12 protein-coding genes (1 of these 12 cut by a window edge) are annotated in these 14,248 nt (G+C 60.0%); 5 read left to right on the top strand and 7 right to left on the bottom strand.

Annotation, left to right across the window (positions count from 1 at the left end):
• Both rapA and rluA read left to right on the top strand, forming a co-directional pair.
• Positions 1–1,520, top strand: the 3' portion of a protein-coding gene (gene rapA, locus ACZ9IL_RS14495) for an RNA polymerase-associated protein RapA (RefSeq protein WP_476004122.1). Its footprint begins 1,348 nt before the window's first position; 1,520 of the gene's 2,868 nt are visible here — the last part of the coding sequence; its start codon lies off the left edge, out of view; the stop codon is at positions 1,518–1,520.
• 36 nt (positions 1,521–1,556) lie between these two features.
• Entirely contained in the window at positions 1,557–2,213 is a 657-nt protein-coding gene (gene rluA, locus ACZ9IL_RS14500; protein ID WP_476004123.1) for a bifunctional tRNA pseudouridine(32) synthase/23S rRNA pseudouridine(746) synthase RluA, read from the top strand.
• 58 nt (positions 2,214–2,271) lie between these two features.
• Here rluA and ACZ9IL_RS14505 read toward each other — a convergent pair whose 3' ends face one another.
• The 5 genes from ACZ9IL_RS14505 to ACZ9IL_RS14525 all read right to left on the bottom strand — a co-directional run bounded on the left by ACZ9IL_RS14505 (position 2,272) and on the right by ACZ9IL_RS14525 (position 7,037).
• On the bottom strand, positions 2,272–2,460 hold the full coding sequence (locus tag ACZ9IL_RS14505; RefSeq protein WP_476004124.1) for a hypothetical protein: 189 nt from the start codon (positions 2,458–2,460) through the stop codon (positions 2,272–2,274).
• 58 nt (positions 2,461–2,518) lie between these two features.
• Positions 2,519–4,450 (bottom strand): putative bifunctional diguanylate cyclase/phosphodiesterase, encoded by a 1,932-nt coding sequence (locus ACZ9IL_RS14510; RefSeq protein WP_476004125.1) that lies wholly within the window; start codon positions 4,448–4,450, stop codon positions 2,519–2,521.
• Between the two features lie 25 nt (positions 4,451–4,475).
• Positions 4,476–4,973, bottom strand: coding sequence for a putative pterin-binding protein (locus ACZ9IL_RS14515; protein WP_476004126.1), 498 nt, complete (start codon positions 4,971–4,973; stop codon positions 4,476–4,478).
• Between the two features lie 95 nt (positions 4,974–5,068).
• Positions 5,069–6,703, bottom strand: a complete 1,635-nt coding sequence (groL, locus tag ACZ9IL_RS14520; RefSeq protein WP_476004127.1) for a chaperonin GroEL — start codon at positions 6,701–6,703, stop codon at positions 5,069–5,071.
• A gap of 40 nt (positions 6,704–6,743) precedes the next feature.
• Positions 6,744–7,037 carry a co-chaperone GroES gene (locus ACZ9IL_RS14525; RefSeq protein WP_005318973.1) on the bottom strand — a complete coding sequence of 98 codons (294 nt, stop codon included), beginning with the start codon at positions 7,035–7,037 and terminating at the stop codon, positions 6,744–6,746.
• Positions 7,038–7,279: 242 nt separating this feature from the next.
• Here ACZ9IL_RS14525 and ACZ9IL_RS14530 point away from each other — a divergent pair, with 242 nt between their 5' ends.
• A complete protein-coding gene (locus tag ACZ9IL_RS14530; protein WP_476005359.1) occupies positions 7,280–8,614 on the top strand; it encodes an MATE family efflux transporter in 1,335 nt (444 codons plus the stop codon).
• Positions 8,615–8,650: 36 nt separating this feature from the next.
• Here the strand turns inward: ACZ9IL_RS14530 and ACZ9IL_RS14535 are convergent, their stop codons facing one another.
• Positions 8,651–9,124: an FxsA family protein gene (locus ACZ9IL_RS14535; protein WP_476004128.1), complete on the bottom strand. Its 474-nt coding sequence runs from the start codon at positions 9,122–9,124 to the stop codon at positions 8,651–8,653.
• A 449-nt stretch (positions 9,125–9,573) separates the two neighbouring features.
• On the opposite strand from ACZ9IL_RS14535, the gene aspA reads away from it, so the two are divergent.
• Positions 9,574–11,016 (top strand): aspartate ammonia-lyase, encoded by a 1,443-nt coding sequence (gene aspA, locus ACZ9IL_RS14540; RefSeq protein WP_476004129.1) that lies wholly within the window; start codon positions 9,574–9,576, stop codon positions 11,014–11,016.
• Positions 11,017–11,146: 130 nt separating this feature from the next.
• Positions 11,147–12,466 carry an anaerobic C4-dicarboxylate transporter gene (locus ACZ9IL_RS14545; RefSeq protein ID WP_476004130.1) on the top strand — a complete coding sequence of 440 codons (1,320 nt, stop codon included), beginning with the start codon at positions 11,147–11,149 and terminating at the stop codon, positions 12,464–12,466.
• A gap of 128 nt (positions 12,467–12,594) precedes the next feature.
• On the opposite strand, the gene gshA is transcribed toward ACZ9IL_RS14545, so the two are convergent.
• Positions 12,595–14,193: a glutamate--cysteine ligase gene (gshA, locus tag ACZ9IL_RS14550; RefSeq protein ID WP_476004131.1), complete on the bottom strand. Its 1,599-nt coding sequence runs from the start codon at positions 14,191–14,193 to the stop codon at positions 12,595–12,597.
• Positions 14,194–14,248: the final 55 nt, after the last annotated feature.

Genomic DNA, 14,248 nt, shown 5'->3' on the forward strand with positions numbered 1-14,248 from the left:
CCCGCGCCCTGCGCTACCTCTATCCGGAGAAGATCTTCCAGCAGTTCGAGGGTGACAATGCCAGCTGGACCCAGTTTGACCCGCGCGTTGACTGGTTGCTGGAGTTGCTGCTCGGCGCTCGCCAACAGAAGGTATTGGTGATCTGCTCCGAGGCCGCGACGGCCCTCGCGCTGGAGGAGGCACTGCGTACCCGTGAGGGGATCCGTGGCACCGTATTCCACGAAGGCATGTCGATCCTGGAGCGGGACAAAGCCTCCGCCTATTTTGCCCAACAAGAGAGCGGCGCCCAGGTGCTGATCTGTTCCGAGATCGGCTCCGAGGGTCGCAACTTCCAGTTTGCCAGCCATCTGGTGCTGTTCGATCTGCCGCTCAACCCGGATCTGCTGGAGCAGCGCATCGGTCGTCTCGATCGCATCGGTCAACAGAATACCGTCGAGATCCACGTCCCCTATCTGGAAGGCACCGCCCAGCGCGCACTGCTGGACTGGTATCACGATGGGCTGGATGCATTCGAACAGACCTGTCCTACCGCTCGCCCGGTATTTGAAGCCGTGCGCGAGGAGCTGTTCGAGCTGCTGGCCGCCAATGACGGTGAACAGGCAACGCTGGACGCCCTGCTGGTCAAGACCCGTGAACTGCACGAGCCGCTCAAGTCCCGCCTGGAACAAGGCCGTGACCGCCTGCTGGAGATCCACTCCAGCGGGGGCGATGCCGCCCGTGCCCTGGTCGACAAGCTGAGCGCCGAAGATGACGACACCGGCATGATCTCCTTTGCCCTCAAGATGTTCGACGAGATCGGCGTCAATCAGGACGACAGGGGTGAGCATGCACTGGTACTGACCCCCGGCGATCACATGCTGGTGCCGAGCTTCCCGGGCCTGCCCCAGGATGGCATGACGGTCACCTTCGATCGCCCCATCGCCCTGGCGCGAGACGACATGGCACTGCTCTCCTGGGAGCACCCCATCATGCGCGGCGGCATCGATCTGATCCTGGGCTCCGAGATTGGGGCAACCTCGGTCGCCTTGCTGAAGAACAAGGCGCTGCCGATAGGCTCCATCCTGCTGGAACTGATCTTCGTCGCCGAGTCGGCCGCTCATCCCCAGCTCTATCGCTTCATGCCGCCGACCCCGATCCGGCTGCTGATGGACAAGAACGGCCAGAATCTGGGGGAGAAGGTGGCGTTTGATGCCTTCAACCGCCAGCTGACCCCGGTCAATCGTCACCTTGGCAGCAAGCTGGTGACCGCGTCCCAGCCGGTGATCCACGGTCTGATTGGCAAGGGCCAGGTCATCGCCGAAGAGCTGAAGGCCGACATAGTGGATAAGGCCCGTGCCCAGATGGCGCAGACCCTGCAGCAGGATCTCGACCGACTGGAGACCCTCAAGGCGGTCAATCCGAACGTGCGCGACAGCGAGCTGGAATATCTGCGCAACTTGCAGGCAGAATTGCACCACCTGATCGACCAGACCCAGCTCAAGCTGGACGCTATCCGCTTTATCGTGGTTACCCATAACTGATGGGGTTCGCCCCCTTGATTGAAGATGCGAGACGCTATGTTTGAATATTCACCGCCTCTGGAACCCTGGCTCGATATCCTGTTCAAGGACAAGGACATCATGGTGGTCAACAAGCCAACCGGCCTGCTCAGCGTGCCCGGACGCGGGCCCGAAAATGAAGACAGCGTCCTGCACCGGGTCAAGCAGCAGCACCCCAAGGCCGCGGCGGCTCATCGCCTCGACATGTCCACCACGGGCGTTATCGTCATTCCCCTCACCCCGAATTCCCATCGGGAACTGAGCCGGCAATTTCGTGAGCGGGAAACCGAGAAGCACTACCTCGCCTGGGTATGGGGCGAGCCGCAGGCTGACTCCGGTCAGGTCGATCTGCCGCTCTGCGTGGACTGGCCCAACCGCCCCAAGCAGAAGGTGGACTTCGAGGAGGGGCGCCATGCCCTGACCCTGTGGGAGAAGCTGAAGGTCGAGAATGGCAACAGCCTGATCAAACTGACGCCGATCACCGGTCGTTCGCACCAGTTGCGGGTTCATATGCTGGAGTTGGGTCATCCCATCCTGGGGGATAACCTCTATGCCCATCCCGATGCCCTGGCGGCGGCTCCGCACCTTTATCTGCATGCGGCCAAGCTGACCATCACTCATCCACGCAGTGGTGAGCGGATGAGCTTCGAGGCACCGGCGCCCTTCCCGCTCTGAGCTGGATAGCGTGAATAAAAAAAGCCCCCATCCATCGATGGGGGCTTTTTCATTAGAGTCAAACGTGAATATTGATGTTGCTTCCCAATGACCCCGTTGCCGATGCAGCGGGCGCCTGAGCGGGTTGGGCGGCAGTCTGCAGCAACTTCAGCGCGGTCTCACCGTCCTGGAGTTGCTGTTTTTTCGCCAGACTGGCCGTCATCAAGGCAGAACCATATGACGTAGATGCAGAGCTAGAAATATCCATTGTGTACCTCCTGCCTAAACACTATCGGCCAGGAGGCGCCAGACATGAGTCATATCCCTCAGATCAGATAGGCCTTGTCCGGAACACGCTGTGTCAGCCAGCGCTCCTCCATCTCCAGCAGGGTCTGATAGACCTTGGCCGCCTGCTCGGGACGGCTGAACAGATAGCCCTGCCCGTAGAGATGGATATCGGTCAGCGAGCGCAGCACATCGAGCTGGCCCTGGGTCTCAATGCCCTCGCACACCAGCTTCTTGCCCAGCATGGTTCCCATCCGACAGATATTGGCGACCAGCTCGGCCGCCTCGATGGAAATGTCTATTCCCTGGATGAAGGAGCGGTCAATTTTTACTTTGCTCACCGGCAGCTTCTGCAGATAGCTCAGGGAAGAGTAACCGGTACCGAAATCATCCAGCGCCAACTGGACGCCCTGCTGGTTAAGGTCCTGCATCAGCTGCAGGGAGTTTTTTACCTCGCGCATGGAGGTATCCTCGGTCACCTCCAGCACCAGGCTGGCGGCTGGAATGTGATGGTCCATCAAGGCTTTGGCCACCAGTTTCAGCAAATTGCGTTGATACATGCCGGGGGAAATGTTGACGCACATCTGCAGATCAACCAGCCCCAGATGTTGCCACTTATGCAGCTGCTCGCAGGCGGTATTCAGGATCCAGCTGCCGAGCTTCTCTGCCAGCTGGAACTCCTCCGCGACCTGGATCACTTCGTTTGGCGGAATGAAGCCCAGCTCGGGATGACGCCAGCGCAGCAGCGCCTCGACCGCCTCGCAGCGACCCGTCTCCAGGTTGACGATAGGCTGGTAATAAAGCTCGAGCGCGTTGTGCTCCAGTGCCATCACCATGTCAGAGGCGAGATGCTTGCGCCTGACCGTCTCGTTGAGCAGGGAGTTGTCATAGATGACATAGGGCACATGGGTCTTGCGGCTATGAGACAGAGCCTGTTCCGCCCGGCTGAGCAGCTCCTGGGTCTGGTTGCTGTCCATGGGGAAGAAGGCAATGCCAATGCCCACCTCCAGCCGGAACGGATAGTTATCGATGAGGATGTCCTGCTTGAGGGAGTGCAGCACTCTCGCCACCAGCTCCCTGACATGGCGCAGGTCGCTCCCCTCCCGCTGCAACATGGCCAGCTGATCCCCCCCCAGACGTGCCACCCACTCACCATTTTCACAGAGCGCACGCAGCCGCTTCGCCAACTCCCGCAACAGCAGATCCCCGGTGTTGTAGCCAAACTTGCTGTTGATATCCCGAAAGTCATTGATGTCGACCAGCACCAGTCCGAACGGCGTATCACGGCTGACATAGGATTCCATCTTCTCCAACAGCGCCAGTCGGTTGGACAGACCGGTCAGGGGATCGACCCGGGCAGTCCTGAAATGGCGCCTGGCCTCGCGGATCAGCAGGCCACTGAGCAGGATGACGGAGATCACCAGGCCAGACACCATGAACAGCAAGGCATTGCGCAACTGGCCGAAGCGCTTGTCATTACCCGAATAGACGTTGATGTTGTTCTGCATGACGGAGGCGAGGGAATAGGACAAAGGTTCTTGCAGGGGGGCAAGCGTCATCATGATCTGCTGGTAATCCTGGGTACCGGGTTTGAGATCGGCCAGCTTGGGCTCCAGTTCCCGGATATTGCTCTCGGTCAGTTTCACCAGACGCAGGGTCTTCTGGTTGTCTGCCAGACTCTTGCGCAACTGGCCACTCAGCAGGATCGGCGTCCGGCTCCAGAGGATATCGTAGCGCAGCAGCAGAGTCTCATGGTCGATACCGCCGTAATGATAAATCTCGACGGCATTGAGAAAGCGGCCCAGCTCAAGCTGGAGCTGCATCAAGGCCCAGGAGACGTCGTAGGTGTACTTCTCCATCACCCGGGTCGCATTCTGTATCTGCACCAGGCAATACAGAGTGCTGCCCGTGAACAACAGAATGGATAGATAAAGAACGCTGAGTAAGGGCCATGCCCTGGTCTTCGTTTTCAACCCATGCCCCCGCAAGTCACCATCATTACTGCTGAATATCTATCGAACTCAGTTGCCAGATCATCATGTCGGTGAATGCAGAGCGCTTGAGTTCGGGATACTTGTCCAGTGGCAGGATAAACCAGAGCGGCCCCTTGTCACGTACCCGCATGGTCATGCCGTCGTCCTGCCAGGCCAGAATAGGATCATATTGTCTGACCTTATCCCAGTTGACCCGGATCTGAAAACTGTTCAAGGCCGTCAGGGTGATACTCTTGCCTTCGGCCCCGACCGCCGTCATGACATCCGACAGTTTCGGTCCCACGTACTTGTGCGGCTTGTCCACCCAGGGGTTGCTCGTCACTATTTCGTGTTGCGGCAGCGCCTGGATCATGGCCATGTCAAAAGCGACTTCCCCATCCGCCTGATCGGCAGGATCCACATTACCTGTCACCTTGAGGATCACAGGCCCCTCAGGGGCTGCCAAGGTCATGGTGGGCATGACCAGGGAAAACAGTAATGGAATCAGGCCTAAATTTCGCATGTTCACCTCAGATGATTTCACTATCAATAGAGACAGTTTAGTAGTGCTAAAAAAAACGGCCCGCAAATGCGAGCCGTTCGATAACAATGACAGGATTACATCATACCCATGCCACCCATGCCACCCATATCAGGCATGGCAGGGGTATCTTTCTTCGGCATCTCGGTGATCATGCACTCTGTGGTGATCATCAGACCGGCGATGGAAGAGGCAAACTGCAGGGCGGAACGGGTCACCTTGGTCGGATCCAGGATGCCCATGGCCAGCATGTCACCGTACTGTTCGGTGTAAGCGTTGTAGCCGAAGTTGCCTTCGCCGTTCTTCACCGCATTGGCGATGACAGAGGCTTCTTCACCGGCATTGATGACGATCTGACGCAGCGGAGCTTCCATGGCGCGCAAGGCGACCTTGATACCCACGTTCTGGTCTTCGTTGTCGCCACGCAGACCGGCCAACTTGGCGGCAACGCGTACCAGCGCAACACCACCACCGGCAACCACACCTTCTTCCACGGCGGCGCGGGTTGCGTGCAGGGCATCGTCAACGCGGGCCTTCTTCTCTTTCATCTCGACTTCGGTGGCAGCGCCAACCTTGATCACCGCAACGCCGCCAGCCAGCTTGGCTACGCGCTCTTGCAGCTTCTCACGGTCGTAATCGGAAGAGGTCTCTTCGATCTGCTGACGGATCTGGGCAACACGGCTCTCGATCAGGGCAGCATCACCCACGCCATCGATGATGGTGGTGTTCTCTTTGGTGATGACGATGCGCTTGGCACGGCCCAGATCTTCCAAGGTCGCCTTCTCCAGCTCCATGCCCACTTCTTCGGAGATCACGGTACCACCGGTCAGCACGGCGATGTCTTGCAGCATGGCCTTGCGACGATCGCCGAAGCCCGGTGCCTTGACGGCAGCCACTTTCACGATGCCACGCATGGTGTTGACCACCAGAGTCGCCAGCGCTTCGCCTTCCACATCTTCGGCGACGATCAGCAGCGGCTTGCCCGCCTTGGCCACGCCTTCCAGCACAGGCAGCATTTCACGGATGTTGGACACTTTCTTGTCCACCAGCAGGATGAAGGGATCATCCAGCTCGACGGCACCGGTTTCCGGCTTGTTGACGAAGTAAGGGGACAGGTAGCCACGGTCGAACTGCATGCCTTCAACCACAGCCAGCTCATCTTCCAGGCCCTGACCGTCTTCGACGGTGATGACGCCGTCACGACCGACTTTATCCATGGCTTCGGCGATCAGTGCACCCACTTTCTCGTCGGAGTTGGCGGAGATGGTACCTACCTGAGCGATGGCATTGCTGTCGGCACAAGGAGTGGACAGAGCCTGCAGCTCGGCGACGGCAGCCACCACGGCCTTGTCGATACCACGCTTCAGATCCATCGGGTTCATGCCGGCGGCAACGGCCTTCAGGCCTTCGTTGACGATGGCTTGCGCCAGTACGGTGGCGGTGGTGGTGCCGTCACCGGCGGCGTCGTTGGCCTTGGAAGCAACTTCCTTCACCATCTGGGCGCCCATGTTCTGGAACTTGTCTTCCAGTTCGATTTCGCGCGCAACGGAGACGCCATCCTTGGTGATGGTCGGGGCACCGAAGGACTTGTCCAGCACCACGTTGCGGCCTTTCGGGCCCAAGGTCACCTTGACGGCGTCGGCCAGGATGTTGACGCCTTCCAGCATTTTGATGCGAGCTTCGTTGCCGAACTTAACTTCTTTAGCTGCCATGTTATTCAGTCCTTAAATCAATTCGGGGAAAAGGGAGTGATTACGCTTCGACAATCGCCAGGATGTCGGTCTCGGACAGGATCAGCACGTCCTGGCCATCCAGCTTCTCGGTCTTCACGCCGTAGCCTTCGTTGAAGATCACCTTGTCACCCACCTTGACGGCGAGGGCTTTGACATCGCCATTGTCCAGAATTCGACCAGTCCCCACGGCAAGAACTTCACCACGGGTGGACTTCTGGGCCGCGGTGCCAGTCAAGACGATGCCGCCAGCGGATTTGGCTTCAGCTTCGATGCGCTTGATGATGACGCGGTCGTGCAGTGGACGAATTTTCATCGATAACTCTCCCAAAATGAGTCTCTGTGTTGCTTGAGGAATGGCCACGGTTGGCCAAATTTGTTATGCCCCTGATCTGGGGCAATTTGGGTAGCCCTTCAAGGGCAAATACAAAAAAAAAATTTTCACGTACTATAAGCAACGTTGATGGATCAGCAAACTCCTACCAGGAAGGCGGATGGACGCGGCCGGCATGCTGGCCCAGCTGCAATAGAGACAATTCCTTGAGCCGACCCAACCCCATGCTGACTGATCCCATGCCCTCAGTGCTGCTGCGCATGACCGGCCCCATGATCCTCGGCATCGTTGCCATCCTGACCTTCAACCTGGTCGACACCTTCTTCATCGGCCTGCTGGGCACGGAGGCGCTGGCCGCCATCAGCTTCACCTTTCCGGTCACCTTCGTGGTTACCTCGCTGACCATGGGGCTGGGCGCGGGCCTCTCCGCCCTGCTCGGCCATACCCTGGGTCAGGGCCGCCACGACGAGGCGGCACGCATCACCACCGACTGCCTGTTCCTTGCCGTCGTGCTGGTGACCCTGATCTCCGCGCTGGGCGCCCTGACGATAGTCCCCCTCTTCACCCTGCTCGGGGCCAGCCGCGAGCTCATTTCGCTGATCCACGACTACATGCTGATCTGGTATCTCACCGTGCCCCTGCTGGCGCTGCCCATGGTCGGCAATGCCGCCATCCGGGCAACCGGGGATACCAAGACCCCGAGCCTGGTGATGGGAGTCGCCGGGCTGGTCAACGGGGTGCTGGATCCCCTGCTCATCTTCGGCATCGGCCCCTTCCCCGAGTGGGGCATTCCCGGTGCCGCCATCGCCACCTCGCTCTCCTGGCTGATGGCGACCCTGGTCAGCCTCCATATCCTGCGCACACGAGAAGGGCTCTTGCTGTGGCAGCTCTCCCCCCGCCCACGGCTGCTGGCCCACTGGCGCCCCCTGCTGCACGTGGCGGTGCCCGCCTCGTTCACCAACATGCTCAACCCGCTGGCCAACGCCGTGCTGATGGTCATCTTCGCCGGACTGGGCACCGAGGTGGTCGCCGCTTACGGCGCCGCATCCCGAGTAGAAGCCTTGCTGCTCATCGTGATGATGGCGCTCTCCTCGGTGCTGGCGCCCTTCATCTCGCAAAACTGCGGCGCGGGCAGCCCGGCGCGCGCCAAGGCAGCGCTGCTGTTGTGCATGCGCTTCGCCCTGCTGTTCCAGCTCGGCGTTTACGGCCTGCTCTGGCTGCTGGCTCCGCTCGTCGCCGGTTTGTTCAGCGAACAACCCCAGGTGGTGCGGCTGATCGTGCTCTACCTGCACCTGGTGCCCATCGGTTATGGCTTCCAGGGTATGGTGATGCTGCTGGCCTCCGCGCTCAACGGCGTGCGAGCCTCGGCTGTCTCATTCGTCTTCAACGGGATGCGGCTGTTTGTGTTCTTGCTGCCAGGGGCCTGGCTGGGCGCAAAACTGGGGGGAGAACAGGGGATCTATCTGGGGATACTGCTGGCGAACCTGGCGGCGGGCCTGCTGGCATGGGCCTATGCCCACCGCAGGTTCGAGAGGCTGTGCCACAGGGGCAACCCCTGATCGGCACGGCCTCGATACGGCGACGAACTCTTTAACTCACTCTTTACGCTCGAACTCACCCTCGATGGTGGTGCCGCCACGGTTGTCCTGGCCGGGTCCGTCGATCGGGCCGGCTCCAAACGGCTGTTGTTGTGGCGGGAAGCCCCCCATCTGCATCCTGAACTGGCTGCTGCCCACCAGCTTGTCGGCCAGCCGGTTGCGCAACCAGGGTTGCAGCAGCAGGATGCCGAAGAAGTCGGTGACAAAGCCCGGGATGATCAGCAGCAGACCCGCCAACGCCAGCATCATGCCCCCCATCACCTCACGGCCCGGCATCTCCCCTTGCTGCATCTTCTGCTGGGCGCTGAACAGGGTCTTGATCCCCTCGCTGCGCACCAGAGAGGACCCCAGCACCGCGGTCAGCACCAGCAAGCCCACCGTCGGCAGGGCGCCGATCACGGAACCTACCTCGATCATCACGGTGAGCTCCAGCAATACCAGGCCGACCAACAACAGTAATAACTTGCCCATAACAACCTCAGTGCGATGAATAAATGAACCTGTGATCGGTGCCGCCTGCGAACAATCGAGCGCTACAACCCACCATAGTATCGGTTTCTTCCCCATAAAATGGGGGCCCATCCCCATTTTTCAAGCCTGCCGAGTGATGGAGCCCGGGATCCGGATAAATATTTGCCCGCCCAACTGGGATTGAAGTGGCTGTTCTGTCAAAGTTAATCGCTCGATTGCAATATCTGTTTAATGACCACAAGATCTTTGGGGCTGTCTCAAATTTAGTGATCCAGGTCTAATATCAGGTACCTCAATTGAGGTAATATCCACATCAGTTATTAAACAGGGAGCAACAGGCTCCCAACTGCCCCACTCGATGTGTGGTGCTTCAGGATGAACCGTGCGTAGGGAAGTCGCGACCACTCGGTGAGGATTATTTCCATTTATCTGATTTCTGAGGCATTACAATGAGCGACATCAAGAACGTCCGCATTGAAGAAGACCTGCTGGGCACCAAAGAAGTTTCCAACGATCTCTATTACGGCGTCCACACCCTGCGCGCGGTCGAGAACTTCAAGCTGAGCACTCAGAAGATTTCTGACGTTCCCGAATTTGTCCGTGGCATGGTGCTGACCAAGAAGGCCGCCGCCCTGGCCAACGGTGAGCTGGGCACCATTCGTCCCGAAATCGCCGACAAGATCATCGAAGCCTGTGATCTGATGCTCAACACCGGCAAATGCTTCGACCAGTTCCCGGTCGACGTCTATCAGGGTGGTGCCGGCACCTCCGTCAACATGAACACCAACGAAGTGCTGGCCAACATCGCCCTCGAGCTGATGGGCCTGGAGAAGGGCCGCTACGACGTCATCAACCCCAACGATCACGTCAACAAGTGCCAGTCCACCAACGACGCCTATCCCACAGGTTTCCGCGTGGCCGTGGTCAACAGCACCGATACCACCTTGTTTGCCCTCGAAGCGCTGATCGCCTCTTTCGATGCCAAAGCCAATGAATTCAAGAACATCCTCAAGATGGGCCGGACCCAGCTGCAGGATGCAGTGCCCATGACCCTGGGGCAGGAATTCCACGCCTTCGCCGTCACCCTGCGTGAAGAGATCAAGTCCATCAAGCGTTGCCAGGATCTGCTGCTGGAAGTGAACCTCGGCGCCACCGCCATCGGTACCGGCCTGAACACTCCGCCCGAGTACTCCGCCCTGGCCATCAAGCGCCTTGCCGAGATCACCGGTCGCGCCTATGTCCCGGCAGAAGACTTGATCGAGGCGACCTCCGACTGCGGCGCCTACGTGATGCTGCACAGCGCCATCAAGCGTCTGGCCATGAAGCTGTCCAAGATCTGTAACGATCTGCGTCTGCTCTCCTCCGGCCCGCGTACCGCCCTCAAAGAGATCAACCTGCCGGAAATGCAGGCGGGCTCCTCCATCATGCCGGCCAAGGTCAACCCGGTCATCCCGGAAGTGGTCAACCAGGCCTGCTTCAAGGTATTTGGCAACGACATCACCGTCACCTTCGCCTCCGAAGCGGGTCAGCTGCAGCTGAACGTGATGGAGCCGGTGATAGGGCAAGCCATGTTCGAATCCCTGAGCCTGATGGAAAAAGCCTGTATCTCCCTGCGCGAGAAGTGTGTGGACGGGATCACCGCCAACCCGGAGATCTGCATGAACCACGTGCTGAACTCCATCGGCATCGTGACCTACCTGAACCCCTTCATCGGCCACCACGAGGGTGACATCGTCGGCAAGATCTGTGCCCAGACCGGCAAGAACGTCCGCGAAGTCGTGCTGGAGCGCGGCCTGCTGACCGCCGAGCAGCTGGACGAAATCCTCTCCATCGAGAACCTGATGAACCCGCAATACAAGGCCAAGCGTTACACCCGCGAAACCACCGTATAAGCGTATCGACGGGCCGGGATCTCTCCCGGCCCTATAGAGTCAGTTCCCGATCGGCCTCCCCTCAGCCCTATCGGGAACTGGCTTTCTGCCACATAAAACCTAAAAAAAACTGGAAAATGGAGTATTCGCTATGATTGGAATCGAGTTACTTGTCGTGCTCGCCGCTATCTATCTGGGGGCCCGGATCGGTAGCATCGGCATCGGCTTTGCCGGTGGTCTCGGGGTACTGGTACTGACCTGGGGGATGGGCATGCCCATCCCCGGTGATCAGCTGGTGACCTATCTGCCTTGGGACGTGATCATGATCATCGCGTCCGTCATCTGTGCCATCGCCTGTATGCAGCTGGCTGGCGGGATGGACTACCTGGTCTCCCTGGCCGAGAAGGCGCTGCGCAAGAATCCAAAACACATCACCTTCGCCGCACCGGTCGTCACCTACCTGATGACCATGCTGGCCGGTACCGGTCACACCGCCTTCTCCACCCTGCCGGTGATCGCCGAAGTGGCCAAGGAGCAGGGCATTCGCCCCTCCCGCCCACTCTCCATCGCGGTTGTCGCCTCCCAGATCGCCATCACCGCCTCCCCCATCTCGGCGGCCGTGGTTGCCTTCTCCGGCATGCTTGAACCACTCGGTGTCGACTACCTGACCCTGCTGGCCATCTGCATCCCGTCCAGCTTCATCGCCTGTATCCTGGGCGCCTTCGTGGCCAACATGCTGGGCAAGCCGCTGGAGCTGGACGAAGTCTACCTGGAGCGCAAGGCCAAGGGCCTGATCAAGCTGTGCGGTACCAGCAAGGTTGAGCTCAAGCCATATGCCAAGCTCTCCGTCGGTATCTTCATCGCCGCCATCGTCGCCGTCATGGCGTATGCCACCGCCATCTCCGGCAACGTCGGTCTGATCACCAGCCCGCCGATCCCCCGTGACGGTGCCATCATGGGCATCATGCTCTCCGCCGCCACCCTGATGGTGCTGTTCTGCAAGCTGGACGCCGCCCAGATCACCAACATGCCGACCTTCAAGTCCGGTATGTCCGCCTGTATCTGTGTGCTGGGCGTGGCCTGGCTGGGCAACGTCTTCGTGAAGGGCAACATGGTCGAGATCCAGGCCTTCGCCGGCGACCTGCTGAGCCAATACAGCTGGCTGCTGGCCGTGGTGCTGTTCTTCTCCTCCATGCTGCTCTACTCCCAGGGCGCGACCACCAAGGCGCTGATGCCGGCCGCACTGGCACTGGGTGTCAGCCCGCTGGCCGCCATCGCCTCCTTCGCCGCCGTGAGCGCCCTGTTCGTGCTGCCGACCTACCCGACCCTGCTGGCCGCGGTCGAAATGGATGACACGGGTTCCACCCGTATCGGCAAGGCGGTGTTCAACCACCCCTTCTTCATCCCGGGTGTCGCCACCATCGCCATGGCAGTGGCGCTGGGCTTCTTCTTCGGTGGCCTTATCCTCTGATAGCGTTTCACTCCTTGCCAAACGGCCCTGCGGGGCCGTTTTTTTATGTCTGCCGAGCACGGGTACGGTGTTCGGCGGCCAACAAAAAGCCGCTCATGGGAGCGGCTTTTACCATCCAAGGCAGGTCATCAACTGGTGGTCTGCCGGGTACCGAAATAGTCCGCAAGGAAGTCATCGAACGACAGGCTGTCACCGCGTTCCCGCTCCCGCTGCTTGATGAGCGAATCCCGCGCCTCGCCGGCGAAGTAGGCCTCATCCCAGTATTGCAACTCACCGGCCAGCATCTCCTCGCGGTAACGGCTCGCCAGCTCGTCACCGAAGCAGCCGTTGTCCTGGCCGCTCTCCAGCAACTGCTTGAGCAGGCGGGCGGAGTAGGTCAGCTCGGGGTTGTGCAGCTTCTCGCGGTGCATGGCCAGCGTCTCGCGGTAGCGATTGCGGCCACAACAACGATCCAGCAGTCCGGCGACCTGCGCCAGTTCGTCGAACAGCTTGAGACCGAACTCCTTGAGACCGATGGCGGCACCCTGCTCGTCTTCCAGCTCGAGACCGGGACGACGACCTTCCAGCACCACCTTGTTCTGGTTGCGACGGTTGCGGGCAATCTCTTCCTCGGTCAGCACCGGGGACGGGCGCAGCAGGCACCAGACCAGGAACAGATCGAAGAAGCGGATCTGATCCACATCGATGCCGAACGGGGTGAAGGGGTTCACGTCCACGGTACGCAGCTCGATGTACTCGATGCCGCGCTGCTCCAGCGCATCTGACGGTTTCTCGCCGCTGCGCGGGGTGCGCTTGGGACGGATCGGCGCATACAGCTCGTTCTCCAGCTGCAGCACGTTGTCGTTGAGCTGGCGATATTCGCCGTTCACCTTGACCCCGATCTTGGCAAACTCGGGATCGTGGGTGCTGATGGCACGGCGCAGGCTGGCCACATAGTCCGGCAGGTTGTCATGGCTGATGTTGAGCTTGCTCTGGGAGCTGCTGGTGTAGCCGAGATCGGACAGGCGCAGCGCGGTGGCATAGGGCAGATAGAGGGTGCCCTTGCCGGTCTTCTGGAACGGCAGCGCGCTCTTGCGCCCCTTCAGGAAGGAGTCGCAGATGGCCGGCGAAGCGCCGAACAGATAGGGCACCAGCCAGCCGAAGCGGTAGACGTTGCGAATAAGCCCCATGTACTTGTCGGAGATGAAACGCTGGCTGCAGCAACCCTCGCCCACCAGATCCTGCCACTCGCACCAGAAGCTGTCCGGCATGGAGAAGTTGAAGTGCACCCCGGCGATGACCTGCATCAGGCTGCCGTAGCGGTTCTTCAGCCCCTGCCGGTACAGCGTCTTCATCCGGCCAATGTTGGAGCTGCCGTACTGGGCCAGCCGGATGCTCTCCTCGTCGCCGATGAAGCAGGGCATGGAGAGCGGCCAGATACGCTCGTCACCGAGGTGATGAATGGTGTGGCGATGGATGTCGCCAAGCTGCTCGATCAGGCTCTCGATGGAGTCGGTGGCCGGGGTGATGAATTCCAGCAGGCTCTCCGAGTAGTCGGTGGTGATGTTGGCATGGGTCAGCGCCGACCCCAGACTCCTGGGATGATCGGTCTGGGAGAGGGTGCCTTCGGGGGTGATGCGCAGACATTCACGTTCGATCCCGCGCCGGATCCCCTTGAGAGCGGTCACCCGTTCCGGGGTCCCCAGGGCGGTCAGCAACTCGGTGAGCGACAAGCTAGTAGTAGTCATATTCACGGCTCATGATGGGCCGCCCCAGGAGGGCGGCGCTTATTTTTTGCAGTGT

It is taken from the genome of Aeromonas sp. TECH754 (assembly GCF_056279295.1).